15 protein-coding genes and 1 pseudogene are annotated in these 16403 nt (G+C 36.9%); 4 read left to right on the top strand and 12 right to left on the bottom strand.

All coding sequences use genetic code 11. The features are described 5' to 3' along the window. Nucleotides 1-119 precede the first annotated feature (119 nt). The 9 genes from ACFPQ3_RS00080 to hisS all read right to left on the bottom strand — a co-directional run bounded on the left by ACFPQ3_RS00080 (nt 120) and on the right by hisS (nt 11146). Entirely contained in the window at nt 120-1592 is a 1473-nt protein-coding gene (locus ACFPQ3_RS00080) for an ABC transporter permease (RefSeq protein WP_156805809.1), read from the bottom strand. Nucleotides 1593-2173: 581 nt separating this feature from the next. Continuing rightward, entirely contained in the window at nt 2174-3052 is an 879-nt protein-coding gene (locus ACFPQ3_RS00075; RefSeq protein ID WP_156805808.1) for a YitT family protein, read from the bottom strand. An 11-nt stretch (nt 3053-3063) separates the two neighbouring features. Beyond that, complete coding sequence (locus tag ACFPQ3_RS00070; protein ID WP_156805807.1) at nt 3064-3942, bottom strand: YitT family protein; 879 nt, start codon at nt 3940-3942, stop codon at nt 3064-3066. A 250-nt stretch (nt 3943-4192) separates the two neighbouring features. After that, nucleotides 4193-5134, bottom strand: coding sequence for a YitT family protein (locus tag ACFPQ3_RS00065; RefSeq protein WP_156805806.1), 942 nt, complete (start codon nt 5132-5134; stop codon nt 4193-4195). After that, nucleotides 5127-6875 carry an aspartate--tRNA ligase gene (aspS, locus tag ACFPQ3_RS00060; protein WP_156805805.1) on the bottom strand — a complete coding sequence of 583 codons (1749 nt, stop codon included), beginning with the start codon at nt 6873-6875 and terminating at the stop codon, nt 5127-5129. Before aspS ends, ACFPQ3_RS00065 begins: the two co-directional genes overlap by 8 nt. Before the next feature lie 310 nt (nt 6876-7185). Beyond that, nucleotides 7186-8964 carry an acyltransferase family protein gene (locus ACFPQ3_RS00055; RefSeq protein WP_156805804.1) on the bottom strand — a complete coding sequence of 593 codons (1779 nt, stop codon included), beginning with the start codon at nt 8962-8964 and terminating at the stop codon, nt 7186-7188. Further along, a complete protein-coding gene (locus tag ACFPQ3_RS00050) occupies nt 8961-9362 on the bottom strand; it encodes an MORN repeat-containing protein (RefSeq protein ID WP_156805803.1) in 402 nt (133 codons plus the stop codon). Before ACFPQ3_RS00050 ends, ACFPQ3_RS00055 begins: the two co-directional genes overlap by 4 nt. A gap of 4 nt (nt 9363-9366) precedes the next feature. After that, nucleotides 9367-9795: a low molecular weight protein-tyrosine-phosphatase gene (locus tag ACFPQ3_RS00045; RefSeq protein ID WP_156805802.1), complete on the bottom strand. Its 429-nt coding sequence runs from the start codon at nt 9793-9795 to the stop codon at nt 9367-9369. 76 nt (nt 9796-9871) lie between these two features. Further along, entirely contained in the window at nt 9872-11146 is a 1275-nt protein-coding gene (gene hisS / locus ACFPQ3_RS00040; RefSeq protein WP_156805801.1) for a histidine--tRNA ligase, read from the bottom strand. A gap of 344 nt (nt 11147-11490) precedes the next feature. Between hisS and ACFPQ3_RS00035 the strand changes: the two genes are divergently transcribed. The 4 genes from ACFPQ3_RS00035 to ACFPQ3_RS00020 all read left to right on the top strand — a co-directional run bounded on the left by ACFPQ3_RS00035 (nt 11491) and on the right by ACFPQ3_RS00020 (nt 14988). After that, on the top strand, nt 11491-14055 hold the full coding sequence (locus ACFPQ3_RS00035; RefSeq protein ID WP_156805800.1) for a pneumococcal-type histidine triad protein: 2565 nt from the start codon (nt 11491-11493) through the stop codon (nt 14053-14055). Between the two features lie 196 nt (nt 14056-14251). After that, a complete protein-coding gene (rpmF, locus tag ACFPQ3_RS00030; RefSeq protein WP_000290414.1) occupies nt 14252-14434 on the top strand; it encodes a 50S ribosomal protein L32 in 183 nt (60 codons plus the stop codon). Nucleotides 14435-14449: 15 nt separating this feature from the next. Continuing rightward, complete coding sequence (rpmG, locus tag ACFPQ3_RS00025) at nt 14450-14599, top strand: 50S ribosomal protein L33 (RefSeq protein WP_002262412.1); 150 nt, start codon at nt 14450-14452, stop codon at nt 14597-14599. 152 nt (nt 14600-14751) lie between these two features. Beyond that, nucleotides 14752-14988, top strand: coding sequence for a hypothetical protein (locus ACFPQ3_RS00020; protein ID WP_232323195.1), 237 nt, complete (start codon nt 14752-14754; stop codon nt 14986-14988). A gap of 408 nt (nt 14989-15396) precedes the next feature. Here ACFPQ3_RS00020 and ACFPQ3_RS00015 read toward each other — a convergent pair whose 3' ends face one another. The 3 genes and pseudogenes from ACFPQ3_RS00015 to ACFPQ3_RS00005 form a co-directional block, all read right to left on the bottom strand. Beyond that, nucleotides 15397-15501 (bottom strand): putative holin-like toxin, encoded by a 105-nt coding sequence (locus ACFPQ3_RS00015; RefSeq protein WP_000123551.1) that lies wholly within the window; start codon nt 15499-15501, stop codon nt 15397-15399. Between the two features lie 154 nt (nt 15502-15655). Continuing rightward, nucleotides 15656-15928 carry a hypothetical protein gene (locus ACFPQ3_RS00010; protein ID WP_156805799.1) on the bottom strand — a complete coding sequence of 91 codons (273 nt, stop codon included), beginning with the start codon at nt 15926-15928 and terminating at the stop codon, nt 15656-15658. Nucleotides 15929-16014: 86 nt separating this feature from the next. Further along, a pseudogene (locus ACFPQ3_RS00005) lies at nt 16015-16331 on the bottom strand (IS110 family transposase); the annotation flags it as partial. Nucleotides 16332-16403: the final 72 nt, after the last annotated feature.

The following is a 16403-nucleotide window of genomic DNA, read 5'->3' as shown; positions in this document are numbered from 1 at the left end:
ACTAAAACTCAAAAATACTTTCAGTATAAAAAAACACTTCAGTACCTTAAAATTAATATTGTTTTAGTTAGATTAGTGAATCATTATCTTATATTGCCTCTAGACCATATTCAATAGCACTACATCATGATGCGTTTAGGATTAAGTCGTGTCACATAAGCCATCGGTACAATGGTTGCTAATAGAACCGTACCTAGCCCTAATCCATACATTAAGAACACATAACCCGCAGATAGAGTTACTTTATACTGACTAACCACATCATCAAGAGTTGTATGGGTGTTCAGTTCACTCAAACTACCATACATCACACCTCCAAATTGATCCATTTGATTAATTTGATGTTGCAAGAGACTATCTGATAAACCTTGTGCAATGACATTTCCTGTAAAGACAGCCAAAGTTATGGCAACGAAGGCAATCATAAACACTTCCACAAGTGTCTGCAAGACAACCTTACCACGACTTTCACCTAATGAAAGATAGATCCCCAATTCATGTTTACGATCACGTAAGAAAAGAAGAACCACTAAGGTAGTAATTAAAACCGTTGCACCAATAGCTACTACAAGGACGTAACCTGCCAATTTAGACATTGACTTAACAGGACCTGCAATACTATCATAATTATCTGAGTTTGCACGAACAATATAAAATTGTGGTAAATAAGCTTTAGCTTCCTGCTTAAATTTTTCAAGATCGTCAGGATTTTTAAGCACATAGACAGGCTGACCAATATTCTCTGCACTAACTGGAGCCTCCTCACCTGATTGCTCTGCAAACATTGCCATGCTTTCAGAAACAACTGCTTCTGCAATTTGATTTGGGAGATAAATAGTATTGGCAGCAGTCTGTTCCTCATAAGCTTTTTGATGGTCATCTTGAACAAAACCACTACTATCGCTCTTACCTTTATTTGCCTGCAACTGATTGATTCGGAAAATACCAACAATCTCTAAAGGATAATCTGTTTCTTTAGCCGTTTCATTGGTCTCATAGTTGATAACATAATGCTTAAAGGTTGCAGTATCCCCAATTTTTAAGTTATTCAATTCTGCTAATTGTTCTGAAATTAAGGCAACTGGTTTACCAGAGCTGACTTCTTCCTTTGTAAATTGACGTCCTGATGTCAGGCTAATTATCCTTTCTTCTAAAGGAATCAATTGAGGGGTTTGAGTTCCACGTAGGGTAAAGGCATAAGTTTTAGGATCTGGGAAACCTCCACTACCCATTTCTTGATTAGCAAGGAACTCAGGAATATACTGTTGCAAGCTATCTGTTGCACCCAAAGACCCCCCCACAGAATAATCAAAATATTTAACATAAGGAAGTTCAGACACTTTAATAACAATATCCTTTGTTAGCGGTTCAACCTTTTCCCAATCTGAATCTTTCATGTTCTCATAATCTGTCTGAATCGTTGCTGTCGCACCCATTTGAGATTTGATCTTCCGCTCTACATTCTGAGTAGCCTGCTGAATGGAAACAGCGCCAGCAATAACATTTCCCAAAATGAAAATAATAATGAAAAGCAATAGTGATTTCCCTTTACGACGGGTCACACTTAGCCAGGCACGTTTTAGATAATTCATAAGAACCTCCTTCTATTATGAAATAAGTGAAATAATAAGTTATATATAAAATATATACTTATATCTAAAAAATGTCAATTCATTTTATGAAGCGCTTCCAAAGATAGCTTTAAGGCTATTTTGCAGAAAACCAAATAAATCCATCCCAATTGTCAGTTTATTAAATTTTACTATTTTTTAAAGATGTTGCTGTAACCCCTTTCACATTTGATTAATACATTCCTAATACTAATTCAAAATCAAAAATTACTTTTAGTTTCTTTCTAAAAAGTACCGATGTTCCAAAGAACTAGAGGGCTTTGAGGAGGAAAACTGCCACCCAATAAATAGTTTAGAAACGAGATAGCGAAGGGACGTCAAGACTTCAAAACCATAATTTCTTTTTCAACTCTCACTAAGCAAGAAGGCAACTCTGATGCAAGAAATGTTTTAACTTCACTACGTTTGTTAGTCCATCAATCATATTAGAGAATCTAAAATTCTAATTGTGATTTCCAATGAGTATAAAATCAAATACTCAATAATCCTAAACGAAAAAACATGCCATTCCCATCAAGAGACTGTCTTAACTTTGTTATAGACTACACTTTATCATAATTTTTACGTATGATTTTAAAATCAGAACTAACAACTTCATCAACGTTGATAATGGAGACAAAAGCATCTTTATCAATATCTGCAATAATACGTTTCACATCCATTACCTCGCTTGGATTTAAAACAACATAAAGAATATTGTGTCTACGTCTCGAATAGGCTCCCTCTCCCTTGAGATAAGTCACTCCACGGTTAATCTCTCTGAGAATCGTCTGAGAAACTCGTTCTGATTCCTTAGTTACGATAATCATACCACGCACTGTATATCCACCATTTTGCACCATGGTTAAAACTTGACTATAAACAAAACTTGCAATCAAGGTATACATCATATGGCGAATATCAATATAAACCAGAGAGGCTAGCAATACTAGAGCATCAATAATCAAAAGACTTTGGCCCAATTGTCGTCCTGTTTTTGCTTCTATCACACGGCCAACAATATCTGTACCGCCCGTTGTGGCACCATATCGAAACACTAAACCACTACCTAGACCTGCAAAAATACCTGCTAAGAGAGCTGCAATTAAAAAATCCCCTCCTAAGTCTAAACGAACAGGGATTTTCATCCATAGGTCAATAAAAATTGACATCAAGACTGTCCCATATATTGTTAAAAACAGAGCTTTCTTACCAAAAACCTTAGCTCCTAAAATAAAAAGAGGAATATTAATCAAGAGAGTTGTATAGGCAGGGCTAATACCAGTTAAAGCATGAATAATAAGCGTAATCCCAGCTACACCACCTTCTGCCAAATGATTAGCCATGTTAAAATTTACAAAACCAAAAGTGTAAGTCGCTACTCCAAGAGCAATTAAAATGAGTCCCCGTAAAGTTATTTTGATATCGTGATGATTAGTCATACATCCTCCCCTTATTTTCCATGATTGCGGTATTTACTCTTACTTGCAACAAATTCTGGACTAACAATTTCGTCTACACTAGAAATAGCCACAAAAGCCTGCGGATCTATCGTTGCAAGGTATGCCTTAAGTTCACGCGTTTCTGTCGGATTCAGCGTAACATAAATGACTTCTTTGTCTGCTTTAGTATAGGCTCCTCCAGCCTTGAAATAGGTTACACCTCTTCCTAATTCTTTCATAATATAATTTGAGATTGTCTCATGTCTATCACTAATGATAAACAGTCCTCTAAGAGCGTATCCTCCATTTTCAACCAACTTAACCACTTGGCTATACATAAAGCTGGCAATGAGAGCATACATCATTTGGTTGAGGTTGATATAAGTCAACGAGATAGTCATCACAAAAATATCAATAGCTAAAAGAACCTGATTGAGGTGGATGCCTGTTTTATCTTCAACAATACGAGCAATAATATCGGATCCACCAATTGTTCCACCGTTTCGAAAAACTAGACCACCACCTAGCCCAGCAATTATCCCAGCAAAAAGAGAGATTACCAAAGCATCCTGATGAAGATTAATAATCATCGGTAATCTTTGAAACAACCAAACGAAGCCGTACATCGAAAAAATACCCCAAAGTGTATAAATCATGCTCCTGCGACCAAAAAGATATGCTCCTAATAAGATTAATGGTAAATTTATCAGGTAGCCAGTAAAGGTCGGATTAACCCCTAGAAGAGCATGAAAAACCATTGTTAAACCAGCTAATCCACCTGCTGCTATATGATTTGGTAAATTAAAATAAACAAAACCAAAGGCATAGACAGCTGCACCTAGGGCAATAAAAAATAGATTTTTGGGATGAAACTGGGGTAGATTTGTCATTAATGTTATCCTCGATTTGCCATTTTATCTAATCCTGTAAACTATTATGATAAGTGTTACATTTTTTATTAAAAAAGTAGAACAAGCAGAAAAGAGACAAAAGTAACACTCCAAAGAAATGAGTTTACTCTCATTTTCTCATTTCCAAGCTTCTTTTATCGTAAACTGAGAAAGGAATAGGACAAGGTAAGTCACTGTAAAATAGAGATAGACTTAACAATGTCCTAATCGTTATTCAATTGACCATAGCTTAGTCTGAATCATTAAATCTTCCTATAATCTGAACATTTTCAGAGATAGAAACAAATGCTTTCGGATCAGCTTTTTGCATATAGAATTTAAATTCGTAGAATTCTGCTTGAGTGATTACAGCGAGAAGCACCGCTTTTTTTTCATGGTTATAGGTTCCTTCAGCATCATTAATACAAGTTACTCCGCGGTTCAGACGCTTGTGAACCATTTTTATGACGCGATCTGGATGACTGGTAATAATCATAGCTTGCATCTTCTTTTGTTTAGTGTAGATAGCATTAGTAACACGACTGGAGACAAAGATTGTTACCATAGAATAAAGGGCATATTGCCATCCAAAAAGGAAACCTGCACAGATCATGATAGCCCCATTAACAGCAAGCGAAATATTTCCTACATCTCGTCCTATTTTCTTCCTAATAGTCAGACTAACAATATCCGTCCCCCCGCTAGAAATCTTAGATTTCAAGCTATAACCAATCCCTATCCCCATCACTAAACCACCAAAAATAGCATTAATAAGAGGATCAGTCGTTAACGTTAACTCTGGTACCAGCTGAATAAAGACAGAACTCATGGTAACCGTAATAAAGGTAAAAATAGTAAACTTATGTCCAATTTTGTGCCAAGCCAGAAGTAATAAGGGGATATTAATAGCATAGAAAGCAAAGGCAACTGGAATCTTAACTCCGACACTACGTAAACTAATAGCTGAAACCACCTGAGCTAAACCCGTTGCTCCGCTAGAGTAGACATGGCCTGGTTGGAAAAACCAATTGACCGCAATAGCTGATAATAAACCATATAGCAAAGAGGCTGAAATTTTCTCATCGTACTTTTCTTTTGAGATGCTTTTCAAAGCCCGCCAAATACCGAATTTCTTTGCCCAGAGACGGATAAAGAACTTCATTTTTTTCCAAAAAGTCGTTTTCTTAATCATGTTCCTTTACAAGAAGAGCCAATTCTTCCAGTTGTTTATCAGCAACCACACTCGGGGCCTGAGTCATTGGATCGACAGCCTTATTATTTTTAGGGAAAGCAATCACTTCACGAATGTTATCTTTGCCTGCCAAAATCATCACAAAACGATCAAGACCAATAGCTAATCCGCCATGAGGTGGGAAACCATAATCCATTGCTTCAAGCAAGAAACCAAATTGGTTATTTGCTTCTTCCGATGAAAAGCCTAGAGCTTTAAACATACGTTCCTGCATTGCTTTCTGGTTAATACGAAGGCTTCCGCCACCAAGTTCATAGCCGTTAAGCACAATGTCATAGGCTATTGCACGAACATTTTTCAGGTCTCCCTCAAGCTCATGCACGGATTCTGCCGTTGGTAAAGTGAACGGATGGTGAGCAGACATGTAACGCCCTTCCTCCTCAGACCATTCAAACATCGGCCAATCTACAACCCAAAGGAAGTTGAATTTAGAAGTATCAATCATATCAAGCTCTTTTGCAATACGATTACGAAGAGCACCAAGCGTATTATTGGTAACTTCAAGAGTATCAGCTACAAATAGTACCAAATCGTTTTCTGCAAGTTGTAAAGCATCTGTCAATTTTTCTTCAATAGCTGTCAAAAATTTAGCAACCGGACCGGCAAGACTACCGTCAGTCACCTTAACCCAAGCAAGTCCTTTAGCTCCAAACTGTTTTGCAAACTCTGTCAACTTATCAATATCTTTACGCGAATATTTATCAGCGTTCCCTTTAATAACAATAGCTTTAACACTGTCTGCTTCGGAGAATACTTTAAAGTCAACATCATTAACAATTTCTGTCAAGTCTTGTAAAAGCATCTCAAAGCGAGTATCCGGTTTGTCAGAACCATAGCTATTCATAGCAACATCATAGCTCATACGTGGAAACGGCAATGTCACTTCAATTCCTTTCGTATCCTTCATGACTTTAGCAATCATGCCCTCAACAATGTCCTGAATTTCTTGTTCAGATAAGAATGAAGTCTCCAAGTCAACTTGTGTAAATTCAGGTTGACGATCTCCACGTAAATCTTCATCACGGAAGCATTTTACAATTTGATAATAACGGTCAAAGCCGGCATTCATCAAAAGTTGTTTTGTAATTTGTGGACTTTGAGGTAGAGCATAAAAATGTCCTTGATTAACTCGAGATGGAACAAGGTAATCACGCGCTCCTTCTGGAGTTGATTTTGTTAACATCGGCGTTTCAACATCAATAAATTCCAAACCATCTAAGTAGTTTCGAATAGAATGTGTTACTTTAGCACGAAGTTTAAAATTTTCAAGCATCTCAGGACGACGAAGATCCAGATAGCGATAACGAAGACGGTTGTCATCTGAGACCTCTACACCATCTTTTACTTCAAACGGTGTTGTTTTAGCTTCATTTAGAATAGTCAATTCACTTACTTTCAGCTCAACTGCACCTGTTGGCAAATTATCATTAACCTGCTCACGAGCCTCAACTGTACCAGCAACTTCAATAACGTATTCGCTCCGTAACTTTTCTGCAGTCGCTACAACTTCTGCACTAGCTTGCTCAGGGTTAATGACTAACTGCATAATACCTTCACGATCACGCAAATCAATAAAGATAAGTCCACCAAGGTCACGACGACGAGATACCCAACCCTTCAAGGTCATTTCAGAACCAATGTGCTCAGCACGAACACGACCTGCATACATAGAACGTTGCATCATAAGATACCAAGAGCATTCAATTCGCCTAATTGACTAATTGAGATGGGGAAATCCAGGAATGCTAATGTCATCCCCTTGGCTAAAAGTTTGTTACGCAGAATCAATATCTTTTCTAACGGTTTTAGCCCAACTTTCAGTAAACAGAAGCTGAATAAGATACTCCCTATGCCCTTTCCTTTCTCTTTCTTAATTCATAATATTCATTCCCATCTATTATAGCAAAAAGCACACAAAAACCCCACCCCATAGGTAGAGTTTTTTTATTTTTAAGAAAAGCAAAGCAGTCATTTTCGAAACAAACTCCACTCTATTTCTTAGCAGGTTTTTTAGAAGCCTCTTCAACAGCTTTTTCGATTGTTTTAGCGTATAGCTCCGCCCCTTTAGTTGTTGTATCTGAGAAATGAACACCATCTGTTCCTCCCCAGATATCCTGATTAGCAATACCTGTTTGATACCAGTCAGCAATTGTGACATAATCGTACTTATGTGTTAAATCTAATTCATAATTACGTACCTCTGATACTCGACCATCCGTCGAATTATAAGGAGTAACAATAATAAGACGATGCCCTTTTGGCAGAGCTACCATAAATTGTTCCAAATCTTCTTGATAATTGTAAAGTGAATTAACACCAACAGCTAAAATCACAGTTAACGGTAAAGAATCATTTGAAATGTAATTTTGAAAAGTTTCATATGCAGAATCAAATCCTCTACTTACTGCGGCATCAAGTTGTGCTTCTGGTAATACTGTTTTAATAGCCTCTGAAGCCCTTAAAGTTACACTATCACCAATAATCATCAAACTACTCATCGCCGTTGCATCACCAGCTACAAGAGTATGAGTACGACTCATGTTACTATTGGCTTGCTCAAGTGCACTAGATCGTAAGTCCGTTTCAAATTGTCCAACTTTAGGTGCAAAAATAGAGATCACCAATGTTATAAGCGTCAACACAGCTAAGACACCGAAACCATACTTTTTATAGGGTTGCCATTCCAAATCCAAACCTAGAATGCTAGGCGTTTTTCCTAATAAAACCGGCTCAATAACATAATACGAAAGACTAGCTAAGATGACCGAAAAGAGCGTCGTGAAGAAAATTGAAAAAGGCAGTGGCATAAATTGATTAAAAATAACCAAGAAAGGCCAATGGAAAAGATAAATACCGTAGCTCGTATCAGATAGAAACGTTAGCACTTTCGGTTCATCAACTTCTGAAGATTTTTCATGAAGAATACGAGTGCAACATATCATAACGCCACCTAAGATACTTGATAACAAAAAACCAAATAAATAAGTGAATATATGATTGAAATCTAGAAAAAGACCCAGCAGAACTAAGCCCACAAAAGCTCCAACTCCTGCCAAGAAAACTTGCCTTGTTTGCCATTTCGTAACTTGTTTACGAAACTTCTTAGTCGTATCTTTAATACCAGTTACAGTTGCTAAGAAACTTCCTACAAAAAAAGGAAAGGCGTGAGCAATGCTTGAGAAATAAAGAGTGGAAAAATTATCCACAAGGAAAGCACCAATAAACATCGTCAGAAAACTAAGGGCAAAAAAGGTTCCTGAGGTCAGAAAAATAACGCCACGCAATTGAGTTGTTCGACTAACATGTTTAGAGGCCAACCAGATAATAATACCCCACAGTAAATAGAAATGAACCTCAATCGCCAAACTCCACGTGTGAAGAAACAGGTGGGGAATGAACTGATTTTCATAATTGGCACCAATAAAAAGTTCATAGAGATTTGTCGTAAATCCAAGTGTCGTCGCAATTTGTCGACCAATATCAGCAACAAAATCCCTTCTCACTAACAAAGTAAAGGGCATGACAACTAATACCATCAATACCAAAGGTGGGACAATGCGATAAAAGCGACGACGTAAAAAAGATACATAATCAATCTTGTTCGTCGTGGTAAATTCATCCAGCAGTAGAGCAGTGATCAAATATCCCGAAAACGTAAAAAAGATATCCACGCCGACAAATCCACCTGGGAAAATCGTTTTAAAATAATGGTAAAGAAGAACCAAGAGAAGTCCTGTTACCCTGACAGCTGAAAACCATTTTATTCTCATTTTTGATAAATCCCCTGTTTAAATGTTCCTTTATACGTTTTTTTACTTTTAGTTTTTAAAACACCTTTACCATCAGCTAAACCATTTTTAAAAGTACCTTCATAAATCCAACCTTGATGTGACGTAAATTTTCCTTGTCCCTCAAAAACACCATTATCAAAACTACCGACATAGGTGTCCCCATTTTCATAGACTAATTTACCTTGTCCATTCATTCGATAATTAACAATAGTTCCTGTGTAAGTTATTTTACCTTCCTTATAAGTTAAAACACCTTTACTCTTACTAGGCACAGTAAGTACTGTTAATCCTAAGAGCACTATCGCCACTAGCGCAAGCTTTTCAATTAAACTCCGCGTAAATTCTATCTTTTTTAAACCTTGTATTAGTTTTTCCATTTTACTACCCATTTATTCGGCTCAGCCATTGTTTGCATCCTTTTTTTACTAAGGCATAGGTTTCATCAAAATCACCCGTATACCAAGGATCTGGGACACCTCCCTCACAAAAAAGAACTATCTTATCGTCATACTGACCAGCGGACAAAGACTTCAAGTCTCGGACATTTTGCTCATCCATCCCAATTACCAAATCATACTGCTTAAAATCTGCCATTTTAAATTGCTGCGATGTCTTCGTTTTGTCAAAAGGCAGAGCATGTTTTTTCAAAATATTCTGTGTCCCTATATGAATCGGATTACCATGTTCCCAATTTGAAGTGGCTCTGCTGTCAATGACAAGGCCTGTCATTTTCGCCACATCTTTCATGACAAATTCTGCCATAGGACTTCGACAAATATTTCCTAAACAAACAAAACAAATTTTCTTCATTGGCTACTCCTTGGCTATACTAAGTCTATTATATCAAATTTTTTGATAGCTATAGAAAAAAGAGCCTAAGCCCTTTTTAAATTTTGGCAAATATCGAATTAAAGTCAGTCATCAGCTCATCTAATGTCGTTGTGAGCTCTTCACGCGTTGTGTTATTTTTAAGCGTTACTTGACCGCTTTCTACTTCACTTTCTCCTAAAGTCACAATTGTTCTTGCTTTTAAAATATCTGCTGATTTAAACTGTGCTTTGAGCTTGCGATTGAGGTAATCACGTTCAGCCGAAAATCCTTGATTACGGATAGCTTGAACCAATTGCAGAGCTTTGCGATTAGCTCCCTCTCCTAATACGGCAATGTAAACATCTAAGTTAGTTTCTACTGGCAAGGCGATGCCCTGCTTTTCCAAAATTAAAAGTAAACGTTCAAGTCCAAGTCCAAAGCCAAAACCTGGTGTCTCAGGCCCACCAAAATACTCAACCAATCCATCATAACGACCGCCCGCACAGATGGTCAACTCAGACTTGTCTACTTTTGTGATAAATTCAAAAATCGTGTGGTTATAATAATCCAGACCGCGCACCATATTGGTATCAATCACATATGGAATGTTTAAGTCTTCTAACATTTCACGAACAGCATCAAAATAAGTCTGACTTTCTTCATCAAGGTAATCAAGAATTGATGGAGCGTTTGCTACGGCTATCTTATCCTCTTTTTCCTTACTATCCAACACCCGTAAAGGATTTTCATCCAGCCGACGCTGACTGTCTTTTGAAAGTGTCTCACGAAGTGGGGTCAGATAGTCAATCAAGGCCTGACGATAGTTTTTACGACTTTTTGGATTTCCCAAAGTATTGAGGTGCAACACAATATCCTTGATTCCAAGCTCGTTAAACAGTTGGTAAGCCATCGCAATAGTTTCCACATCAGTCGCAGGATTTTTTGAACCAAAAGCTTCTACCCCAATTTGATGAAACTCACGTAAACGACCTGCCTGTGGACGCTCATAGCGGAACATTGAGCCGATATAATACATCTTAACCGGTTTTTGTACTTCTGGCGCAAAGAGTTTATTTTCCACATAAGAACGCACCACCGGAGCAGTTCCCTCTGGACGAAGAGTAATGTGACGCTCTCCCTTGTCGTAGAAGTCATACATTTCCTTGGTTACGATATCAGTCGTATCACCGACAGAACGAGAAATCACTTCATAGTGCTCAAACATCGGTGTACGGATTTCACCATAATTGTATTTTTTAAATGTTTCACGTGCAACATTTTCCACATACTGCCATTTAGCAGCTTCTACAGGCAAGATATCCTGCGTTCCTTTAGGTTTTTGAAGTTTCATTTCTAAGATACAAAAAGCGTCAAAAAACGAGAAGAAAATAGGAGACCAACGCCGTGTCACCAGACACAAGGAGGTCTATCTTTTTCTCGACGTTTTTAGCTCGTGTTCAGTTTAGAACACAAACTCACTCTATTCCTTCCTCTATTAGTGTATATTTCCTTCTATTTTACCATGTTTTTAAGGATTTTTGGGAAATGTCAAAGCAAAATTTTATAGATCTTTATCAAATCTTTCAATATCTGTTGATTTTATTGGAAGTTCATTATATAATAAACCAGTTAATCACTTTATTAACCGGTTTATTTTTTTGCCGGAATATTCCTTTTTAGTCAGGAGAAAATAACATGAAACATAAAAAATGGATGACTCTTGTAGGACTGACACTTATCAGTCATTTGACATTAGTAGCTTGCCAACAAGAACAAACAACTAGCCATTATAAGCCTAACATTCAGCAAACTCAAAAAGACGAGAACATCTACGTTGTTGCTGAAATTACAGAAGATGGCTACATTTCTATCCACGGAGATCACAATCATCTCGAAAAAGGTTTTATACCTTATCATGCTAAATTTTTAGCTGAGACCCTTGTTCCTAAAGATTATGCGTTTAAAGAAAAAGATTTACAATATAAGGTTGCCAATGGCGCTATTGTCAAAGTTAATGGCAAATATTATTTTTACCCCAAAACAAAAAATCAAGGCATTGTAACACTGGACGAAGCTCGTCAATTAACGAAAAATAACAAAGAAGGCCATCACCATGGACACAATCATGAGCACGACCACAAGAGAACTAATAAAAAAGAGGTTGCAGGCATTGACCGCCCAACCAGTGACGGATTCCTCTTTACCTCTGAGAGTCAAATCAAGACTAAAACAGAGCTAGGACTCATTGTCTCCCATGGTGACCATGAGCATTTCATCTTCTATAATGACTTGAAGGGGAGCAAGTGGGAATACCTTATCCCAAACAATGCTAATCTAACAGCACCAGTCACTTCCAACGCCGCACCAACAAATCACTCCCTTCACGACAATTATGTCTTTAACATTAACGACGTTGTTGCAGAAGATGCTAATGGCTATACCGTTCGTCATGGTGATCATTACCATTACATTCTTAAAAGTAGCCTGCCAACACAGCCTAGTCAACCAAGACAATATGTCCCAATGCCCCTCCCATCAAATCCTTCATCAAACAATCATATTCCTGGTATAACACATCCAACAAGTGACGGATTCCTTTTTGATGGTTCTGGAGTTGTCGGACATAGTGAACTTGGTCTTTTAGTTCAGCATGGCGATCATACCCATATTCTACGTTACGACGATTTATCAAAAACAAAATGGGCACACCTCATTCCAAACAAAACACCAAAACCTCAATCACAAACAACTCCTTCTGACAAACAAGAAGGTCCATCTGTTGATGACGTTGCTGCCAAACGTTCCCATCTTGCTCATTCATTAGGGCTTCCAGAAGAAACAATCACTCTATTCTATTCTGATAATGGTCCTGCTTTTCGTTACCCTCACGGTGACCACGATCACATTATTTATCTAACCGATATCGATCTTAATAAGCCAATCGAAGATCCTCATGCTCACGCTCATGATTCCGATAAAGTTGGTATGCAGACTCTCAAAGAGATGGGCTTTGACGAAGATATCATCCATGATATTCTTCATGCTAACGCTGATGAGCCATTTCCATCAAACGAAACCAACCCAGAAAAAATGAAAGAATGGTTGAAAACCGTTCGCTACCTCAACATCGGTGAGCGCCCAAATCCACTTAAACGGTTCGGCCTAAACTTAATGCCAAATGTTGAAGTTTTAGGACTTGGCTTTACAACAATTGATGATATTAGTCCAGTCTTTCAATTTAAGCAACTAAAACAACTGTGGTTGACAAAAACCGGGATTAAAAACTATGCTTTCTTAAAAAATATACCTCAACTAGAAGGTATTGATTTCTCACAAAACGGCATTTCTGATTTAACCTTTTTAAAAGATTATCCAAACCTAAAAGTCGTATCAGCAGCTGGTAATGATATCACAGATATTAGTATCTTGGCCAACTTAAACAACTTAGAGTCCCTCAATCTTGATTTGAATAATATTGCTGATCTATCTGCCTTAAGCCACCTCCAGCATCTCAAAGCTGTCAGCTTAGATAGTAATCAGATTACTAACCTATCAGCATTATCAAATAAACCTTTATTAGAACGATTGTTCATCTCTCATAATAAAGGACTCAATTTAAAAACACTCAAAGCATCTGCTTTGAAAGAATTAACCGCTACAGATAATGACACCCACCAACTTGATTTCTTGGACAACCTTCCAAGTTTAGAAACACTCAATCTAGACAACAACGCCTTAACATCTCTAGAAGGTCTAGAAGAAGCTAGAGCACTTAAAAACCTCTCAGTATCAAATAACAACATTACTACCCTATCATTGTCTCACCCACAAGGAACTCTTAAAGAACTCACGATTAATAAAAACAAACTCAACGACTTAGAAGGAATCAATAACTTGACCGTACTTGACAGTATCTATGCTTCACAAAATAAAATCAAAACACTCGCATTAGCAGAAAAAAATAATACCTTAACTTATATCGACGTTAGCAATAACCATATTCCAGCAGAGGAATTACAATTACAAGATGATATTCCCAAAGCCATTCGTGAACATTTCCCAGCAGTCACAGGTGGAAAAATTGAAGAGAATAAACCTGAAGTTCCGAGTAAAACCCAATCAGTATCCGAAGAATCACCCACAAATACAGTTGAGAAAGATACGAAGAAGCCTGATCAAGTTGATCAAACAGAAAGCACTACGCAAGAAATTACAAAATATCAAGAGAATGCTACAGATGCAACAGTAGAAGGCCAATAATGAGGTTGAAAAACTTCAACCCCCAAAAGAAATATCTTTGTAAATGACTAAAAAACTAATTTTTTACAAAAAATTGGCAAAAAATCACAAATTTATCATGAAAAACTGTCAAGTAACTTTACTTTACAAAAATCTTTTGATATACTGTTACAGTTGGCGAAAGCTGAAACACATACTTGAAAGGAAAATAAAGAAAATGGCAGTACCTGCACGTCACACTTCAAAAGCGAAGAAAAACAAACGTCGTACACACTATAAATTGACTGCTCCATCAGTACAATTTGATGAAACAACTGGAGATTACTCACGTTCACACCGTGTATCACTTAAAGGATACTACAAAGGACGTAAAATCGCTAAAGCTAACGAAGCTAAATAATAGAAGGGAGATACCATGCGCGTAAACATTACACTTGAACACAAAGAATCTGGTGAACGCTTGTACCTTACTTCAAAAAACAAACGTAACACTCCAGACCGTCTTCAATTGAAAAAATACTCGCCAAAATTGCGTAAACACGTGATCTTTACTGAAGTAAAATAAGACAACATACAGAGAGCCTATGAAATCAACGTTTCAAAGGCTTTTTTCTTTTGATTTTAGCAAGATAACTGAATTTTAACTGATTAATATTTTCTAATACCGTAGATTATATTTTTGATATAATTAATACATGTCATGAAAGGAAGTACGAGATGGCGAAACCTACCAAAATTAATTGGAATGAAAAAATTCCTGAGATTTCTAAGAAAATTGAAGAAATAAAAATCACTTCTTTTTACATGTTAAGTACAGACTTATATAAAATAGATAACAACAAATTAATAAAAATTATAACTCAAAAGTTTGAAAATCATCCTGCAACCATAGCGATATTAATCGGTACAAAAGATACAATTCCCTATATATCACTCACTTCCTATCCGATATAAAGCCTATTAGATTAAGCTTTTTAAGTATCATTATACTTCACTAAAACAACATTTTCTTTACTGAAGTAAAATAAGGTTTCATTACATTTCAGTGCAAGCTGAAAAAGCTTGATTTTATGCGATTCTTGAGATGTTGAATTTCACTACAAATCATTTAAAATCAGTTTTATGGCAACCTTTATGGCAACCTTTTTTGAAATTAAAAAAAGAAAGTCATCAATCGAAGAACAAAAACTCTTAGAATTTTTCTAGGAGTTTTTACTTTCTCTTGGAACTTTTTCTTGATAAGTGCTATAATAAAGAAAAAGGGAGTTGGTCTGCAAACCAACTCCAATGTAGAACCGTTAAAAAGACGGTGGCTCGTATAACAGATTTAATCCGTCCTACTCGCTCAAAAGTGGGGACGGATTATTTTTTGTCCTTATCTTTGAAGATTTTATAGCACAAGCTAATCAAAGTAATGGTAAAGCTACCAAAACCTAAGATAGTCTGCACGACTTCAAAAGCGGTCAATCAATGCTCCCTCCTTTTCGTCAGATTTTGATGAGTTGCCCATAGGCATCACCTCTCTTTCGGTTTCAGGAGCAACCGTCTTCACTTTTCTACGTTTATTATTATATCACAGTGTAAAAACTCTTCCTACAATTTAGTAAGAAGAGTTTTCTTTTTATCTAGTTTTTCTACGTTTGTTTGTAACACTCAACCCAAGACCAGTTTTTGTGCCAATACCACCCACTGCTTGAGCTTTATTGTACTCGATAAGATTCTTAGCAGTCACACCATTATAAGTAGTCTGAGAAGTTAAAGTAGAATAAACATCTTTATCTGTTGCCAAACCTTTAGAGTAATCTTTAATAACTTTAACAAACTCATCAGTCATATAAGGCGCATAAGGAGAACTTGTAACAGAGTAGACATCCTCAGATGTTGTTTCTGTCACTTCTTTCCCCTTTTTAGATTCATCAAGGTTGACCCTGTACAGCCTTAACTTCCTCAGTTTTACTGTCAAGAGCAGACTTAGCAATCCCAAAAAACATCTTTTTTATCTGTTTTTTGACCAGGGATGGCTTTCATATGTGCTGGATTCGCTAAAATAAGCTCAAAGTCTTGACAGAGCGCATACCAAACGGGTTTCCAACAGACTCCTGTACTTTCCATGCCAACAGCTTGTACTTGAAAAGATGTGAGAAAATCATGACATTGTTGTAAACCTTCTGTCGTTGTATCAAAGCGAGCTCTTCACGTTTGGGACGAGTACTAGTGAGAGAACCGTGTAAGATACAGACAGCTATCATAGCTTGGTGAATATCTATGCCTGCACAAGATGTATAGATGATATCCATAGTCGTTTCCTCCTAACTAATGATGAGGACTTGTCTCTCTAATAGTAGTCGTATTTTTATACTCATGCTTCT

The organism is Streptococcus caledonicus, from assembly GCF_042656225.1.
Taxonomy (GTDB): Bacteria; Bacillota; Bacilli; order Lactobacillales; family Streptococcaceae; genus Streptococcus; species Streptococcus caledonicus.
This window is presented reverse-complemented; position numbering and strand designations above follow the sequence as displayed.